The following is a 17,234-nucleotide window of genomic DNA, read 5'->3' as shown; positions in this document are numbered from 1 at the left end:
CAGGCCGGCGCCCCCACGCGCTAGGCATGCCGCCCGCGCTGTCCCATCCGTCTTGGCCAGGAGCCACGCCGCACGGGTGCTGCCTCAGCGCAGGCATGTCGCCGATGGCACTGGCGAAACAAGGGGCGCTCCGTTGGAGGTCGGAGCGCCCCGGGGCGAGGGCCCCTCGCGCTCGAGACGTGCGCAAGGGGCCTCGCCGTCATCCCGCTTCAGCCGCTATGCATCCCCGCCCGTCTTCACGAAGTCGTTGCCGCGCAGCACGCACAGGCCCAGGTGGGGCTCGCACTCGGTCTGCGCCGCGACGTCCGGGTTGATGCCGTTGTGGCCCGGCTCGCACTGCGAGGGGTCCAGCAGCAGCGCGCCCTGGGCGTCGGTGAGGGGCGCCTCGTGGTCCGCGTCGTCCGCTGCGTACGCCTTGCAGTCGGTGGCGGGATAGACGCCCAGCGCCTCGTAGGTGGCGCTGCAGGTCCCGGTGGTGAGGGTGAGGCGGCTCTTGAGCTGCGTGCCCTGGTTCGCCGCGCTCACGTACAGCTGCAGTGCGGAGAACTGGTAGGTGGTGTCGCCCGCCACGAGCGGGCTGAGCGTGGGCGCCGTGCAGGCACTGGTGCTCGCATCCGCCGTGCGCTCGGTGAAGTCGCCCACCGCGAGCAGTGGCGTTCCTCCCTCGGCGGAGTACACGGGCAGGGGGCTGTCCCCCGCTGCGATTGCCACCGTGGGACGCTCGGCACCGGGCGGGTCGTACGAGGCGAGTGCGAGCTGCTCTCCCGCTCGCGGGACGAAGTCCCCGGCGCAGCCGGTGGGGGTGCCCACCAGCGTGTACTTCACCGCGAAGGTGTTGCCGCCACTCGCCGCGCGGCAGGTGGTGGCCTGCTGTGCCGCGTCGCAGCCGGAGAGCAGGCCCAGCGTGGCGAGCCCTGCGAGCACCGTGCGCTTCATCGGACGGGCGCCCATTAGAAGGTCACCTTCGCGCCGAAGCGGATGGAGCGGGGCGCCTGGTACTGGGTGGCCTTGCCGAAGTTCGGGTTGATGTCCGCCTCGGTGAACTTCTCGCCCGGCACGTCTGCGTCCGGGTTCACCTGGCCCAGCAGGCACTCGCGAGCGTCGGTGGTGGTGTTCACGCAGGGCTGCGGGTTGCCGAAGGTGTAGTTCTCGTCGACCAGCGTGGCCTGCTGGAAGTTGAAGAGGTTGAACACGTCCACACCCACCGTGACGAGGTTGTTCTCGCTCAGCTTGTAGTTGAGCCCCACGCGCCCATCGATGTCGTTGCGCCAGGGGGTGCGCCCCGCAGCGCCGCGCTCGAGGAGGAAGGCCTGGCCGTTGCCGTAGCCGGGGAAGGCGCCCAGGTAGCTGTAGGGCGTGCCCGAGCGGCCGCGGTAGGTGGCCCCGAGGTTGAAGCTCACGTTGTTGGAGACGAGGAACTCCTTCGCCGCGAACACCTTGAGGTTGTGCGTGCGATCGCCCGGCAGCGGGCCGGTGCGGTTGGGCAGCAGCGAGACGAGGTCGAAGTCCGCGTTGATGTTCGGGTCCAGCTGGCCGTCCTCGGGGCGGAAGAGGCCGGCGTAGTTGCCCTCGAGCTTGCTCCACGTGTAGCTGACCTGGGCGAGCCAGCGGTCCGCGAAGGTCTTGTCGAAGAAGACCGTCACGGCGCTGTAGTCGCGGGTTGCCGCGGGGAAGTCGCGGGCGATGCCGCGGCTCGGGTTGCCGATGAAGTAGGTGTTGCCGTCATCGCGGCTCATGTCCTCGATGATCGCGTTCATGTACCGGCGCGTGTAGCTCGCGCCCACGCGCCCATTGGCGATGACCTCGTACTCGGCGCCCGCCACGAACTCGTCCGAGCTCTGCGGCTTCAGGTCCGGGTCCACCGGGCTGCGCACGCCGCCCACCGGGAGCAGGAAGCTGTTGGGGTCGTTGTCGCCCGAGAGCGGGGTGAGGCCCGCGAGGTTGCTCGTGTCCAGGCACGCGCCGGTCGAGGCGGACAGGTCGTTCACGCTCAGGTTGCAGTTCGCGGCCCCGCTGCCGCGCAGCGTCTTGCGGTGCGCGATGCTCACCTGGCGCTCACCGGGGAACTGGCGGTCGGCGAGGTCCAGCGGGACCTGCTCGTAGAAGCGCGCGTAGTTCGCGTAGACCTTGGAGCGGCCCTGCTGGGTGAAGTCGTACAGCACGCCGACGCGCGGGCTCCACTGGTTGCCGAGGTTCAGCGCGAGCAGGTCGTCGTCGCCGTACATCCGCTGCTGGTCGTAGCGGACGCCCGCGTTGATGGTGAAGAGGTCGAGCACGCTCCAGCTGTCCTGCAGGAAGCCGCCGACCGTGTTGCTGGTGGAGATGGCGTTCACCGAGGCCTGGCGCTCGAAGGCGCCCGGTGCGGTGAGGTAGCCGAAGTTGCGGAACTCGGTGAAGTTGGCGCCCGAGTTGAGCGACTCGCGCAGGAAGGCGCCGCCGGCGAGCGCCTTCAGCCGGTCGTAGCGCAGCGCCTCCACGTCCACGCCCGCCTTGAACACGTGGCGGCCCGCGGCATTCGCGAGGAAGGTGCCCACCGCCTTGCCCTGGTAGCGGTCCAGCGTGTCGTCACTCAGCTGCGCCGTGGTGCCACCCGCGTTGTAGGTGGTGACGGGGCACAGCAGCTGCCCGCCGGGGCCGGTGCAGGCGGCGCGCACCGCGGCGTCGTCCTGGAACTCGAAGTCGGTCACGCTGCGGCCCCCGTTGGGGCGGAACTGCACGCCCGGCCGCGAGGCGAGCCCGCTGCTGTCGCCGATGTGGCTGCCGTCCACCGGCAGCACGCTCACCGCCTGGTGGTGCCAGCCGAGCGTGGCGTCCACGAGCAGGCGCTTGTCCATGAACGAGGACGCCGTCTTGAGCGCCATGTCCATTGCGCTGTTGGAGTTGCGGGTGCCCAGCGAGTCGAACTGGCCCTGCACCGCGATGGCAGGCTGACCGCTCTGGTTCGCGAGGGCGTACGCGCTCGCGCTGCCGGAGCGGTTGGGGCTGCCGTACACCGAGAGGCTGATGTTGTGGTCCTGGTTCACCAGGTAGGTGAGCTTGCCGATGTACTGCACGGCGCGCTGGTCGGCGAAGCGGTGGGTGGTGGTGCCCTCCACGCGGTTCACCACGTAGAAGCCGTTCTCGTCCTGCTGTGCGCCGGGCGTGCCGTCCGCCGGGTCACCGCCGACGCAGCCCGCGCTGCCCGCCGCGCACGAGACGCGGGCGTTGATGCCGCGCTCCACGTCGTAGCGGGTGAAGGAGGGGGCGATGCCCGCGTAGAACCACAGCTTGTCCTTGAGGATGGGGCCGCCGAGCTCCGCGCCGAAGTCCCCCAGCGCGTGCAGGCTGCTGGTGCTGGAGATGGCGCTGCCCTGCGAGACCACGGGGGTGGCCGTGCCCTCGAGGCTGCCGGGGGTGAAGTTCGCGAACACCGAGCCGTGGAACTCGTTGGAGCCGCTCTTCGTGACGGCGTTGAGCACGCCGCCCGTGGCCCGCCCGTACTCGGGCATGTAGCCGCCGGTGATGACGTTCACGTCCTGGATGAACTCCACGCTCAGCGGCGTGCCCAGGGTGCCGAAGCCGGGATCGTTGACGGACAGGCCGTCGATGACGAAGGCGTTCTCCGGGGACGTGGTGCCGCTGAGGCTCACGCCGTAGGTGTCCGTGTTGGCGCCCGGAGCGATGTCCGCGAGAGACTCGAAGGAGCGCGCCGCGCCGCCCTTGCCGCTGGGCGCCACCACCGCGATGTGACGCACGAAGTCCGCGCCCACGTTCACGCCCGTGGAGGTGGAGCCCACGTCCACGGTGGGCGCGGTGCCCTGGACGAGGATCTCCTCGGTGAGGCCGGTGGGCAGCAGCTCCACGTTGACGCGGATGGTGCGGTCCACGCGCAGCTGGATGGCGGTACGGCTGTAGGGCTGGAACTGCTCCTTCTCGAAGCGCAGCGTGTAGTTGCCCGGCGGCAGCTGCGGGATGCGGTACTGGCCGGTGGCGTCCGTCACCACCACCTGCTCGCCCTGCAGGTTCGGGGACGTGGCCGTCACCACCACGTCCGGCGCGGGCTTGTGGGTGGCGCTGTCGCTCACCGTGCCGGTGATGACGCCAGTCTGGGCGAGCGCCGCCGGCCCGTAGAGCAGCGCGGCGGCGAGGAATGCTCCGGTTGCCCGGAGTACGCGAGACGGTTTCATACGAGGACCTCCCAGGTGAACGGCCACGGCCGTCACGGCCGCTGCGAAGCGCGCAGGGAGCGCGAGCTGTGCGTTCCCTCCGAGCCAGGCGACGGTGGCACGCACGCAGTGATGGCCGGGTGATGCGGGAGAGCACATGCGCGCGGGCGCTCGTCACGCGGCCATCACGCACGGATGCAACGGTGCCCGTGGCCCACCGGACGCGGCCCGTGCGTCTCCCAGATATGCGCGCACAGGGCCTGCGTTACGCAGACACAGGGCGTGCGCAGCGCAGGAGTCTGGGACGGATGGCCACCTGGTCGATCGAAGTGCTGGGGATCGCACGGCTCGTGGCTCCGGACGGCCGCGCGCTGCGCCTCGAGCGCCGCGCCGCCGCGCTCTTCGCGTACCTCGCGCTGTGTGGCCCCTCGCCCAAGTACCCGCTGGCGTGCCTGCTGTGGCCGGACTCGGAGCCCACGATGGTGCGCAACAACATGCGCGCGCTGCTGCGCCGGCTGCGCATGCTCACCGACGCGGAGCTCGTCCTCGGTGACGCCGAGGGGCTGCAGCTCGCCCCGGATGCCCGCGTGGATGCGGCGCTGCTGCGCGAGGCGGCCGAGGGGGGGCGCCACGCCGACGTGCTCGCGGCCTCCCGGGCGCAGGTGCTCGAGGGGCTGGAGCTGGAGGGCTGCTCGGAGCTCGAGCGCTGGCTGGAGGCGATGCGGGTGGCGGTGGAGGGCTGGCGGCGCACCGCGCGCGAGCGGGAGCTGGCGCGGCTCGAGGGCGCGGGGGACCTCGGGGGCGCGCTCGCGCTGGTGCGCGGCTGGGTGCAGGTGGAGCCCGAGAGCGAGGAGGCGGCGCGCGCGCAGATGCGGCTGCACTTCCTGCGCGGCGAGCGCGGCGCGGCCCTCGCGGCCTTCCAGCGGGTGAGCGCGGTGCTCGAGCAGGAGCTGGGCGTGCGCCCCACGCCCGAGACCCTGGCGCTCGCGCGGGAGATCGAGCACGCGGCGCCCGCGCACCCGCCCACCGCCACGCCGCCGCGCCCGCTGCTGCCGCTCGCGGTGCGCCGGCCCCGCATCCTGGTGGGCCGCGACGAGGCGTGGGAGCAGGTGGAGCGCGCCTGCATGGCGGGCAAGATGGTGTTCCTGGTGGGGGAGGCGGGCATCGGCAAGACGCGGCTCTCGGAGGAGATCGCCGAGTCCTGGGGCATGTGGCACCGCACCGAGGGGCGGCTCGGCGACACCGCCATCCCCTACGCCTCCCAGGCCCGCGCGCTGCGCGCCATCCTCTCCCAGCGCCCCACGCTGCAGCTGCCGGAGTGGATCCGCCGCGAGCTGCTGCGCCTCATGCCCGAGCTGGGAGGCCCCGGCGAGCAGCCGCGCCCGCTCTCCAGCGCAGAGGACAAGCTGCGCTTCTACGACGCGGTCACCGAGGTCATGTGGAGCGAGCTCGGGCGCTTTCGCACCATCGTCACCGATGACGTGCAGTACTGGGACGCGGCGAGCTCCGAGCTCTTCACCTACGCGCTGCTCTCGCGCGAGGCGCGCCAGGGCGCCGCGTGGCGCCACGAGCGCCCGCACCTCATCGACTGCTACCGCGAGGCGGAGCTGCCCACGTGGTCGCGCCAGGCGGTGGCGCGCCTCGTCGCCGCCGAGCGCGCGGAAGTCGTGCGCCTCGCGCCGCTCAGCGCCCCCGAGGTGCACGCGCTGCTGGAGGGCCTCGGGGTGCGCGGCCTCGCCGAGCACGCGCAGGCGCTCGCCCAGCACACCGGCGGCAACCCCCTCTTCGTCGTGGAGACGGTGCGCCACCTGCTGGAGACGGGCGCGCTGGAGCGCGGCTGGCCCGAGCGCCTGCCCATCCCCGCCAAGGTGAGTACCCTCATCCAGCACCGCCTCGAGCGGCTCTCCTCGCGCGCGCTCGTGCTCGCGCAGGTGGCGGCCGTCGCCGGGGCCCAGTTCTCCCTGCGGCTCGCCGCGCGCATCCTGCGCCAGCCGGAGCGCGAGCTGCGCGAGGCGGCGCGCGAGCTGGAGGGCGCCCAGCTGCTCGTGGACGAGCGCTTCAGCCACGACCTCATCCACGAGACGCTCGAGGCCGCCATGGCCCCGGCGATGAAGGCCATGCTCCACGGCCTGGTCGCCGCGGTGCTCGAGGAGCAGGGGGCGCCGCCCATCCTCCTCGCCCAGCACTGGCTGCGCGCCGCCGAGCCCTCGCGCGCGCTGCCCCAGCTGCTCAAGGCGGCGAACGGCGACGAGGAGGTGCTGCTCTCGCCCGAGGCGGCGGAGCTCTACGCCACCGCCGCCACGCTGCTCGCCCAGGCGGGCCTCATCGAGGACGCCGCGCTCGCGCGAGAGCACGAGCGCAGCCTGCGCCTGCGCAACTGAGTTGCAACGCTACGCGGTCCAGGCCGCGGCTCCAGAGCCCTACGCGGTCCAGGCCGCGGCTCCAGAGCCCTACGCGGTCCAGGCCGCGGCTCCAGAGCCCTACGCGGTCCAGGCCGCTTCGACGATGCGCGCGGCGGCCGCCGGGGCGAGGCCGGGCAGGGTGCCCAGCACGCGGCCGTGGCCCGCGTCGAAGCGGCTCGCGAGGAAGGCCTCGGCGCGCTCGCCGTCCGCGTGGCGCAGCATGAGCACGCCCTGCACGCAGAGCACCAGCGTCTGGGCGAAGCGGCGCGCGCCCGCCTCCAGCTCCTCGGGCGGCAGCCGCAGCATCCGCTGCAGCTCGCCCAGGGCGGCGCGCAGGCGCGGCTCGCCCGAGGCAGTGGAGAGCAGGTCCTCCATCAGCAGCTGCGCCGCCTGGGGCTCGCGCTGCAGCGCGCGCAGCACGTCCAGGCACATCACGTTGCCCGAGCCCTCCCAGATGGAGTTGACGGGGGCCTCGCGGTAGAGCCGCGCCATGGGGCCCTCCTCCACGTAGCCGTTGCCGCCCCACACCTCCATCGCCTCGCCCGTCACCTCGATGGCGCGCTTGCACACCCAGAACTTCGCGGCCGGGGTGACCACGCGGCGGTACGCGCGCGCGAGCCCCTCCTCGCCGCCGGCGCTGCGCTCGAAGGCGTCCGACAGGTGCATCATCAGCAGGCTCGCGGCCTCGCTCTCGAGCGCCATGTCCGCGAGCACGCTGCGCATCAGGGGCTGCTCCACCAGGCGCTTGCCGAAGGCGGCGCGGTGGCGGGCGTGGTGCACCGCCTGCACCAGCGCCTGGCGGATGAGCGCCGCGCTGCCGATGATGCAGTCGAGCCGGGTGTGCGTGGCCATCTCGATGATGGTGGGGATGCCGCGCCCCTCCTCGCCGATGAGGATGCCGGTCGCGTCGCGGAACTCCACCTCGCTGCTGGAGTTGCTCTTGTTGCCCAGCTTGTCCTTGAGCCGCTGCACCAGCACCGCGTTCTTGCTCCCGTCGTCGCGGAAGCGCGGCACGAAGAAGCAGGAGAGCGGGCCCTGCGCGTCTCCGATGCGCGCGACCACCAGGTGCGCGTCGCACATGGGCGCGGAGAAGAACCACTTGTGGCCGGTGAGCCGGTACTCCTCGCCGCGGCCCTGCGCGCCCACGGGGAGGGCCACCGTGGTGTTGCTGCGCACGTCCGAGCCGCCCTGCTTCTCGGTCATCCCCATGCCCACCATCACGGAGGTCTTCTCGCGCCAGGGCAGGTCGCGCGGGTCGTGCTGGCGGCTGTAGAGCCTGGGGCCGAAGTCCCGGAACAGCGCCCCCTCCGGGCGCAGCACCGGGATGCTCGCGAAGGTCATGGTGGTGGGGCACAGCGAGCCCGACTCCACCTGGGCCTGCAGGTAGTAGCCCGCAGTGCGCGCCGTCCACGCGCCCGCGCGCGGACTGCTGAAGGGCAGCGCGTGCAGGCCCTCGCTGCGCAGCAGCGAGAGCAGCGCGTGCCAGCTCGGGTGGAACTCCACCCGGTCGATGCGCTCGCCGGTGCGCGAGTGCGTGGAGAGCGTGGGCAGGTGGCGGTTGGCGAGCGCGCCGAGCGCGAGCGTCTCCTCCTCGCCCAGCTTCGCGCCGTAGCGCACCAGCGCCTCCTCGTGCCAGCGGGCGCCGTAGCGCGCGAGCGCCGAGCGCAGCGCAGGGTCCCCGGTGAAGAGGTTGTAGCCGGCGAGGTCCGGCACCTGGTTGAACACCGTGTGCGTCTGCGCGCTCATCTGCTCTCCTGAAAGGGACGGCTGGCGAACGCATGGTAGGCGCAAAGGAGCAGGCGGCGAAGCGCCGGGGTGCACCCGCGGGGCCCGGTCGCTAGCCTGGGGGCCATGTCCCACCTCGCGCCTGCGCTCGCCGCCCTGCTGCTCGTCGCCACGCCGGGAGCGGCGCCCGAGCCCCGGCCCCCTGCGAAGCCGGCGGCGGAGGGGGCGCTGCCGTCCGCGACCCGGCCGCGCACGTGCAAGAAGGGCCCGGTGGTGCGCCGCGCGGGCAGCACGCCCGCAGGGCTGGAGGAGCTCTCGGGCCTCACCGCGAGCGCGCGCCACCCCGGCCTCTTCTGGTCGCACAACGACTCGGGCCACAGCCTCTCGCTCTACGCGCTGGACGCCGAGGGCAAGGTGCGCGCGCGCTTTCCCCTCTACGCGAGCGCAGTGGACGTGGAGGACGTGGCGGTGGGCCCCTGCGAGGAGGGCAGCTGCGTGTGGCTCGCGGACATCGGCGACAACGGCGCCCGGCGCCCCGAGGTGCAGCTGCTGCGCGTCGCGGAGCCGGAGAGCCTCGAGTCGCAGCCGCTCAAGGTGCACGTGCAGCGCTTCGCGTACGAGGACGGGCCGCAGGATGCGGAGGCGCTGGTGGTGGAGCCCCGGTCCGGCAGGGTGTTCGTGCTGACGAAGCCGCTCGATGCGCTCGCGCACGTGTACCTGGTGGAGGGGCTGGATTCGCAGAAGCTGGGCCGGGCGCGCCGGGTGGCGACGCTGCCGGCGCGCGTGTTCTCGCAGCGCGCGGCGACCGCGGCCTCGCTCAGCCCGGACGGCACGCGGCTGCTCGTGCGCGGCTACTTCGGGGCCTGGGAGTGGTCGCGGCCGGGAGCCACGCGCCTCGAGGAGGTGCTGAAGGCCCCGCCGCGCGAGGTGCCCGGCCCCTCGCAGCCCCAGGCAGAGGCCGTGGCCTGGCTCCCGGATGGCAGCGGCTACCTGCTGGGCAGCGAGGACGTCGGCGCCCCTCTCTACCGCGTGGACTGCCTGCACGAGTCTCGATCCACAGGAGCCCCTCCGTGACCGAAGCGCTTCCCAAGGACTGGCGCGAAGTACTCGCCGACACCGTGCACTCACCCGAGTACGCCGCGGTGCGCGCGTTCGTGGCGAAGGAGCGCGCGGCGCACACGGTGTACCCGCCCGAGGGGCAGGTGTTCACGGCGCTGCGCCTCACGCCCTACGCGAAGGTGAAGGTGCTGTTGCTCGGGCAGGACCCGTACCACGGGCCCGGACAGGCGCAGGGGCTCGCCTTCTCGGTGGCCCCCGGCGTGCCGCCGCCCCCCTCCTTGCGCAACATGTTCAAGGAGCTGCAGGCGGACGTGGGCGCTCCGCCGCCGCGCGACGGCAGCCTCGTGCCGTGGGCGCAGCAGGGCGTGCTGCTGCTCAACGCGGTGCTCACCGTGCGCAAGGGCAGCGCGAACAGCCACGCGGGCCACGGCTGGGAGCACTTCACGGATGCGGTCATCCGCGCGGTGAGCGCGAAGGCGGAGCCCTGCGTGTTCTTGCTCTGGGGCCGCTACGCGCAGAAGAAGCTGCCGCTCATCGATGCCCAGCGCCACGCGGTGCTCACGGGCGTGCACCCCTCGCCGCTCTCGGCGAAGGGCGGCTTCTTCGGCAGCCGGCCCTTCAGCCGCACCAACGCGGAGCTGCAGGCGCGGGGGCGCAGCCCGGTGGACTGGGCGCTTCCCCCGCGCTGAGCCGGGGCGCGCTACGGCGCGTCCACCGCGGGCAGCACGTTCACTTGCAGCAAGCTCGGGTGCTCGGCGCTGCGGTACACGCGGTGGGTGGCGCGCACGAAGTCCCCCTCCTTCGCCTCGAAGATGTTGGGCACGAAGGTCTGCGGGTTGCGGTCGATGAAGGGGAACCAGCTGGACTGCACCTGCACCATCACGCGGTGGCCGCGCTGGAAGGTGTGGAACACGTCGTTCATCGTGAAGTGCACGCGGGTGGGCGCGTTGGGCACGAAGGGCTTGGGCTCGCTGTAGCTGTCGCGGAAGCGGCCGCGGAAGGGCTCGCCGCGCACCAGCGTCTGCTGCCCGCCGCGGTTCGGCTTCCCCGCGTCCTCGTCCGCCTTGCTCCAGCCGGGCATCACGCCGGGGTTCACGTCCACCAGCTTCACCACCCAGTCCGCGTCCGTGCCGCTGGTGGACACCCAGAGGTCCGCCTCCAGGGGCCCGGCGAGCGTGAGGTCCTGCTCGAGCGGCTCGGTCTGGAACACCAGCACGTCCGGGCGGCGCGAGGCGAAGCGCTGGTCCTCGGCCATGTAGTTCTTGCTCCAGCGCGTGGTGAGTTCCTCGGTGTAGGGCACGGGCTTGGCGGGGTCGCTCACGTACTCGTCGAAGGCCTCGGGGCCGGCGGCGGGGGCGGCGAGCGCGAGCGCCCCCTTCGCGCCGAGGTACAGGCGCTGCGGGCGCACGTTGCGCGGAGGCCAGGCATCGAAGCGGCGCCAGCGGTTCACGCCCGTCTCGAAGACGAAGGCCTCGGGCATGTCCGGCTTCGGCGCGTCCTTCTCCCCCTGCTTGAGGTATCCCTTGAAGAAGGCGAGCTCCAGCTCCTGGTAGACGGCGTTGGTCTGGAAGCCGAACTCGGCGTCGCCCAGCGCGGCGCCATCCGTGCGCGTCCAGCCGCCGTGGGGCCAGGGGCCCATCACCAGCGTGTTGGTGATGCCGGGGTTCTGCTTCTCGATGGCGCGGTAGGTCTGCAGCGGGCCGTAGAGGTCCTCGGTGTCGTACCAGCCGCCCACCACCATCACCGCGGCGCGGATGTTCTTCAGGTGGGGCAGCAGGTTTCGCGACTGCCAGAAGGCGTCGTAGTTGGGGTGCTGCACCACGTCCTTCCAGAAGGCCACGTTGCCCTTGAAGTAGCGCGTGTCCGCGTTGGAGAGCGGGCCCAGGTCGAGGAAGAACTGGTAGCCGTCCGGGGTGCCGAAGTCGAAGTGCGGCGGGGTCTCGCTCGCGGTGGGCGCGGGGCGCGGCAGCCCGAAGCCCGAGAAGAAGGCGAAGCCCAGCGCCAGGTTGAAGGCGCCGTGGCGGTGCATGTCGTCCCAGAACCAGTCCGCGATGGGCGCCTGGGGCGAGACGGCCTTGAGCGCGGGGTGCGAGTCGATGGCGCCCGCCGAGGTGTAGAAGCCCGGATACGAGATGCCCCACTGCCCGGCGCGGCCGTTGTTGTTGGGCACGTTGCGCAGCAGCCACGCGATCGTGTCGTAGGTGTCCGAGCTCTCGTCCACGCCGCGCGCGCCGCTCTTGCCCGGCTCGTGCGGGCGCATGTTGACGAAGGTGCCCTCGGACATGTGCGCGCCGCGCACGTCCTGGAAGACGAAGATGAAGCCCTCCTGCTCGTACGCGGCCGTGGGGCCCAGGCGCGTGGGGTAGCGGTCGGCTCCATAGGGCGCGACGGAGTAGGGCGTGCGGTTGAGCAGGAAGGGGTAGCGGCGCGCGGGGCCCGCATCGCTGGGCACGTACACCGCGGTGAAGAGGCGCGTGCCGTCGCGCATCGGCACGCGGTACTCGAACTTCGTGTAGTGCGAGCGGATGTACGCGGTGCGCTCGGCGCTCACCCCGTAGGGCGGCGGAGGCGGCTTCGCAGAGGGCGTCTGCGCGAGGGCCGGGGAGAGGGCGAGCAGCGCGAGAAGGGCGAGGGCGCGGGGCATGAGGCGCATATTGCCCGCAGCTTCGCCTACTTCCCTCACGCTGTCCCTCTCCCGGGGGGAGAGCGGACGGTCTTCAGAGCGGGCGCACCGCGTCCGCGAGGCGGCCCTTCGCGAGCAGCTCGCGCAGCTCGTCTCCCAGGCGCTCGCTCTCGGCGCGCACCGTGCGCCAGGCGCGCAGGCGCTCCGCGTCGCTCAGGCGCACGAAGTCGTCGCGGTCCGGAATCTTGCCGCCGGGCAGCCGCGCGACGAACTCCGCGGAGGGCGCGAGGATGAGCGCGCGCGCAAAGTTCGCCGCGCTCGCGCGCCGCCAGCGCAGGCTCTTGTCGAACCAGCCGGGCACCACGTACGGGTAGAAGTGCGGGTAGAGCACCAGCCCCTCGCCCGCGCCGTAGTGCAGGTCCAGGTGGTAGTCCACCACGCCTCCGTCCCGGTAGGTGCCCGGCGGCGCGCCCGGCACCCTCACGCCCGCGAGCACCAGCGGGATGGAGCCGGAGGCGAGCAGCGCGGGGCGCAGGTTCGCGGCCGTGAGCGGCAGGTGCACCGTGGGCAGGTCGCGCAGTCCCGCGAAGGGGCTCTGGTCCCCCGCGGTGTGGAACACCACGCGCTGCATCTGCAGCGGGAGGCTCTTGCGGGTGAGCAGGTTTCCCGCGGCGGCGAGCGCGAGCCCGGCGAGCTGCACCGCGCGGCGCTCGCTGGCGAGCGGGCCGCGGCAGCGCGTGGTCACCACGTGCAGGCGCGCCCAGGGGTGGGCGAGCAGCTCCTCGGCGCCGCTCGGGCCCAGCAGCTGCTCGAGGATGCGCGCGCTCGTCTCGGTGACGAGCGCGGGCGAGGGCTTGGGCGGGTAGCGCTGCTCGACGTACGCGGCCTCGAAGCGGTCGAGCGCCGCGACGGGGTCCTTCTGCGCGAGGCAGGCGAGGCGCCAGCTGCCGATGGAGGAGCCGATGAGGTGCAGGGGCCGGGTGCGCGGGGCCTGCAGCAGCTCGCCGAAGAGCATGCGGTCCAGCCCCGAGAGCACGAGCCACTTGGGGCCGCCGGAGGCGCCGGGCACCACGTCCACGTCCTCGGCGCGCAGCGAGCGCTCGCGCAGCAGGGTGAGCGCCGCGGGGCCGGCGAGCAGGGTGAGAGAGGAGGAGGCCATGTCGGCGTGCACCCTAACAGCGCACCCGCTCCCACCGGTGGACACCGTGCCGCCCGCGCTGCTGTAGGGCAAGGAGGGAGGCGGGCCCCGTCTTCAGGGCGCCGAGGGCCGCGTGCTACTGTCCAGCTCCGCCTTCCCCGGGGCGGCCTCCCCATGGCGTCTCTCCTGCCGTCGCTCGTCGCCGCCGTGCTCCTCGCGTTGCCCGCGCCGCAGCCTCCGCTGCAGGCCCGCGCGCTGCCCTCCACCTCGCTGCCCTTGCTGCAGCGCTCGTGGACGCAGGACGAGGGGCTGCCGCAGAACGGCGTCGCGGCGGTGGCGCAGACGCAGGACGGCTACCTCTGGGTGGGCACGCAGGAGGGGCTCGCGCGCTTCGACGGCGCGCGCTGGGAGGTGTTCGACACCGCGCGCGGCCTGCCCTGCAACGACGTGCTCGCGCTGTACGCGGAAGGGGCGCGGCTGTGGGTGGGCACGGAGGGCTGCGGCCTCGTGCGCTACGAGGGCGGGCGCTTCCACGCGCTGCCCACCAACCCCGGGGGCGCGGACGACAGCGTGCAGGCCTTCCTCCCGGCGGCGGACGGCGGGCTGTGGGTGGCCACCGACCACGGGCTCGCGCACCGGGTGGGCGAGACCTTCCAGTACGTGGAGGGGCTCGCGCAGGACGACGTGTCCTCGCTCGCGCAGGGGCCCGGCGGCGTGCTCTGGGTGGGCACGCGCTCGGGCGGCGTGGTGCGGCTGACGCCGGGGGGTTCGAACGGCTCGGGCGCGGCGCCGGCGCTCGAGCGGCTCGGCGCGGCCGCCGGGCTGGGCTCGCTGCAGGTGGAGGCGCTGCTCGCGGACGCGCAGGGCGTGCTGTGGGCAGGCGCGCGCGACGGGCTCTACCGCCTGGCGCCGGGCGAGGCGCGCTTCACGCCCGTGGCGGCGCTCGCCGGGCGCAAGGTGAGCCGGCTGCTCGAGGACAGCAGCGGCGACCTGTGGGTGGGCACCGAGGACGGCGGCGTGCTGCGCCGGCACGCGGGCCAGTTCGCTCAGGCCGGCAGCCCCGCGCTGGGCCGCATGTTCGTCAGCGCGCTCTACGAGGACCGCGAGCACAGCCTCTGGGTGGGCACCTCCCCGGGCGGCGTGCACCAGCTGCGCGAGGCGCGGGTGCAGGTGCTGGGGACGCCCGAGGGGCTCGCGCACGACGTGGTGTGGAGCGTGTACGAGGACCGCGCGGGCGCGGTGTGGCTGGGCACGGAGGACGCGGGGCTGCACCGGCTGAAGGACGGCCAGCTCACGCGCTACGGCGAGGCGCAGGGCGTGCCCAACGGCATCGTGTTCGGCCTCTCCGAGGACCGCGAGGGCGGGCTGTGGGTGGCCACCAGCCAGGGCGCGGCGCGCTTCGACGGCGAGCACTTCCGGCGCTACGGCACGAAGGACGGGCTGCCCAGCGAGCTCGTCTTCTACGTGCACGAGGACCCGCGGGGGGACCTCTGGTTCGGCACCGACGTGGCGCTCGCGCGGCTGGAGGCGAAGAGCGGCCGCTTCACGGTGTACGGCGCCGCGGCCGGCATCTCGCGCAACGGCGTGAACCACATCCTCGATGCGCCCGAGGGCGGCCTGTGGCTGGGCACTCCCGCGGGGCTGGTGCGCTTCGACCCGGGCCAGGACGGCGGCCGGGTGGTGGAGAGCTACGGCCCGAAGGAGGGGCTCGCGGGGCGCAGCGTGGGCGCGCTCGCGCAGGACCGCGAGCGCCCGGGCGTGCTCTGGCTGGGCACGGAGCAGGGGCTGGTGCGGCTGGAGCGGGGCGTGCTGCGCAGCGTGGGGGTGAAGGAGGGGCTCTTCGACCCGCACATCCTCTCGGTGCTGGACGACGGCCAGGGCAGCCTGTGGCTGAGCAGCAACCACGGCATCGCGCGCGTGGCGAAGGCGGAGCTGGAGGAGGTGCTCGCGGGGACGCGCGAGCGCGTGCACTCGGAGACCTTCGGCCGCTCGGACGGCCTGCGCGCGGTGGAGTGCAACAGCGCGAGCCGCGCGGCGAGCCTGCGCGCGCGCGACGGCGCGCTGTGGTTTCCCACCATCTCCGGCGCGGTGCGCATCGACCCGGCGCGCCAGGTGCGGCCGCTGCCCACGCCGCCGCTCGTCATCGAGCAGGTGCTCAGCGGCGGCCACCCGGTGGAGGCGCAGGGGGGCCTGAGCGGCGAGGCGCCGGACATCGAGCTGCACTACGCGGCGCTCACCTTCGTGGACCCCGAGCGCGTGCGCTACCGCTACAAGCTGGAGGGCTACGACCCGGACTGGGTGGACGCGGGGAGCCGGCGGCAGGCCTTCTACACGAACCTGCCCGCGGGCCAGTACCGCTTCCGGGTGATGCTGGAGCGCGCGGGCGGGGCCGGCGCGCAGGCCGCCCCGGTGGAGGCCACCTTCGCCTTCCGCCGCCGCCCGCGCCTGCTCGAGACGCCGGCCTTCTGGGGCGCGGCGCTGCTCGCGCTCGCGGGGCTGGTGGCGCTCGCCTTCCGGCTGCGCGTGCGGCAGCTGCGCGAGCGCGAGCGCGAGCTCACCGAGCGGGTGGAGGAGCGCACCGGCGAGCTCGCGGAGGCCAACCGCGCCCTCATCCGCGTGGCGGAGGAGAGCGCCGAGATCGAGGAGAGCCTGCGCCGGCTCATCGAGCAGCTGCCCATCGCCGTCACGGTGTACGTGGACGAGCGCGCCACCTACGCGAACGACGCGGCGCTGCGCCTGCTCGGCTACGAGCGGCTGCGCGACCTGCAGGGCCAGCCGCTGCACGCCCACCGCCTGCCGGAGGACGAGGCCGAGGCGCGCGAGCGGGCCCCGGGGGTGCAGGAGGCGCGGCTGCGGCGGCGCGACGGCAGCGTGGCCGTGGTGGAGCTGAGCGGCGTGCCCCTCACCTTCGGCGGGCGCGCCGCCTACGTCTCCGTGGCGCGCGACGTGACCCAGGCGCAGCAGATGGAGGCGCGGCTGCGGCTGAGCGACCGCATGGCCAGCGTGGGCACGCTCGCGGCCGGCGTCGCGCACGAGATCAACAACCCGCTCGCCTTCGTGGTGAGCAACCTGCGCTACGGCGCGGTGGAGCTGCGCGCCTGGGAGAAGGCGCTCGAGGCGGGCCGCACGCTGGAGCTGGACGAGGTGCGCGAGGTGGCCCAGGCACTGGACGAGGCCTGCCACGGTGCGGACCGCGTGAAGCACATCGTGAAGGACCTGAAGACCTTCAGCCGCGGCGGCGAGACGCCCAGCCGCATCGACCTGCGCCCGGTGCTCGAGAGCTCGCTGTCCATGGCGAACAACGAGGTGCGCCACCGCGCCCGGCTGCGCAAGGAGCTGGGCGAGGTGCCCTACGTGATGGCCAGCGAGGCGAAGCTGGGCCAGGTGTTCCTCAACCTCGTGGTGAACGCCGCGCAGGCGATCCGCGAGGGCGCGGCGGACCAGAACGAGATCTCCGTGCGCACCTCCACGGACGCGGCCGGGCGCGCCGTGGTGGAGGTGAGGGACAGCGGCTGCGGCATCCCGCCGGAGAACCTGAAGCTCATCTTCGACCCCTTCTTCACCACCAAGCCGGTGGGCGAGGGCACGGGGCTGGGGCTCTCCATCTGCCACAGCATCGTCACCGGGCTGGGCGGCGACATCCACGTGGAGAGCCGCCCGGGAGAGGGCTCCCTGTTCCGCGTGGTGCTGCCCGCGGCCACCGACGAGCAGCCCGCGCGCCCCGTGCCGGTGCCCAGCGCGCCGGGCCCGCGCGGGCGCATCCTGGTGGTGGACGACGAGCCCCTGGTGGCCAAGAGCCTCGTGCGCCTGCTGGGCACCGAGCACCACGCGGAGGCCGTCACCAGCGCGCGCACCGCGCTGGAGCGGCTGGTGGCCGGCGAGCACTTCGACCTCGTCTTCTGCGACGTGATGATGCCGGAGATGAGCGGGCGCGACTTCTGGGAGGCGCTGGGTCACGTGCAGCCCGCGCTGCAGGGGCGCGTCGTCTTCGTCACCGGCGGCGCGTTCACCCCCGAGGCGCGCCGCTTCCTCGAGCAGGTGGCGGGCCGCGTGGTGGCCAAGCCCTTCGACCCCGGCGAGGTGAAGGCCGTGGTGCGCGAGCGCCTCGCGCGCCGCGCGGCCTGAGCGCCCGCTGCCCCGGC

Annotated in this window: 9 protein-coding genes; 4 read left to right on the top strand and 5 right to left on the bottom strand. The window is 73.4% G+C overall.

The features are described from left to right. Positions 1-216: 216 nt before the first annotated feature. Together FGE12_RS12625 and FGE12_RS12620 are read right to left on the bottom strand one after the other, a co-directional pair. Positions 217-951 carry a hypothetical protein gene (locus FGE12_RS12625; protein WP_153866675.1) on the bottom strand — a complete coding sequence of 245 codons (735 nt, stop codon included), beginning with the start codon at positions 949-951 and terminating at the stop codon, positions 217-219. Continuing rightward, entirely contained in the window at positions 951-4,166 is a 3,216-nt protein-coding gene (locus tag FGE12_RS12620) for a TonB-dependent receptor (RefSeq protein ID WP_153866674.1), read from the bottom strand. The genes FGE12_RS12625 and FGE12_RS12620 overlap by 1 nt, the downstream gene beginning before the upstream one ends. A gap of 287 nt (positions 4,167-4,453) precedes the next feature. On the opposite strand from FGE12_RS12620, the gene FGE12_RS12615 reads away from it, so the two are divergent. Continuing rightward, positions 4,454-6,526 (top strand): AAA family ATPase, encoded by a 2,073-nt coding sequence (locus tag FGE12_RS12615; protein ID WP_153866673.1) that lies wholly within the window; start codon positions 4,454-4,456, stop codon positions 6,524-6,526. A gap of 99 nt (positions 6,527-6,625) precedes the next feature. Here FGE12_RS12615 and FGE12_RS12610 read toward each other — a convergent pair whose 3' ends face one another. Then, positions 6,626-8,293, bottom strand: a complete 1,668-nt coding sequence (locus tag FGE12_RS12610; protein ID WP_153866672.1) for an isovaleryl-CoA dehydrogenase — start codon at positions 8,291-8,293, stop codon at positions 6,626-6,628. 105 nt (positions 8,294-8,398) lie between these two features. Between FGE12_RS12610 and FGE12_RS12605 the strand changes: the two genes are divergently transcribed. Both FGE12_RS12605 and ung read left to right on the top strand, forming a co-directional pair. Next, on the top strand, positions 8,399-9,346 hold the full coding sequence (locus FGE12_RS12605) for a hypothetical protein (protein ID WP_228530755.1): 948 nt from the start codon (positions 8,399-8,401) through the stop codon (positions 9,344-9,346). Further along, positions 9,343-10,020, top strand: a complete 678-nt coding sequence (gene ung / locus FGE12_RS12600; protein ID WP_194797822.1) for a uracil-DNA glycosylase — start codon at positions 9,343-9,345, stop codon at positions 10,018-10,020. The genes FGE12_RS12605 and ung overlap by 4 nt, the downstream gene beginning before the upstream one ends. An 11-nt stretch (positions 10,021-10,031) precedes the next feature. Here the strand turns inward: ung and FGE12_RS12595 are convergent, their stop codons facing one another. Beyond that, complete coding sequence (locus FGE12_RS12595) at positions 10,032-11,984, bottom strand: CocE/NonD family hydrolase (RefSeq protein ID WP_194797821.1); 1,953 nt, start codon at positions 11,982-11,984, stop codon at positions 10,032-10,034. Between the two features lie 64 nt (positions 11,985-12,048). Beyond that, positions 12,049-13,113 carry a patatin-like phospholipase family protein gene (locus FGE12_RS12590; RefSeq protein WP_153866670.1) on the bottom strand — a complete coding sequence of 355 codons (1,065 nt, stop codon included), beginning with the start codon at positions 13,111-13,113 and terminating at the stop codon, positions 12,049-12,051. Positions 13,114-13,266: 153 nt separating this feature from the next. Here FGE12_RS12590 and FGE12_RS12585 point away from each other — a divergent pair, with 153 nt between their 5' ends. Continuing rightward, entirely contained in the window at positions 13,267-17,217 is a 3,951-nt protein-coding gene (locus FGE12_RS12585; protein WP_153866669.1) for a two-component regulator propeller domain-containing protein, read from the top strand. Positions 17,218-17,234: the final 17 nt, after the last annotated feature.

Origin of the sequence: Aggregicoccus sp. 17bor-14 (genome assembly GCF_009659535.1) — a bacterium.
Lineage (GTDB): Bacteria > Myxococcota > Myxococcia > Myxococcales > Myxococcaceae > Aggregicoccus.
The sequence above is the reverse complement of the archived record's forward strand: the minus strand, read 5'-3'. Positions and strand labels throughout refer to the sequence as shown.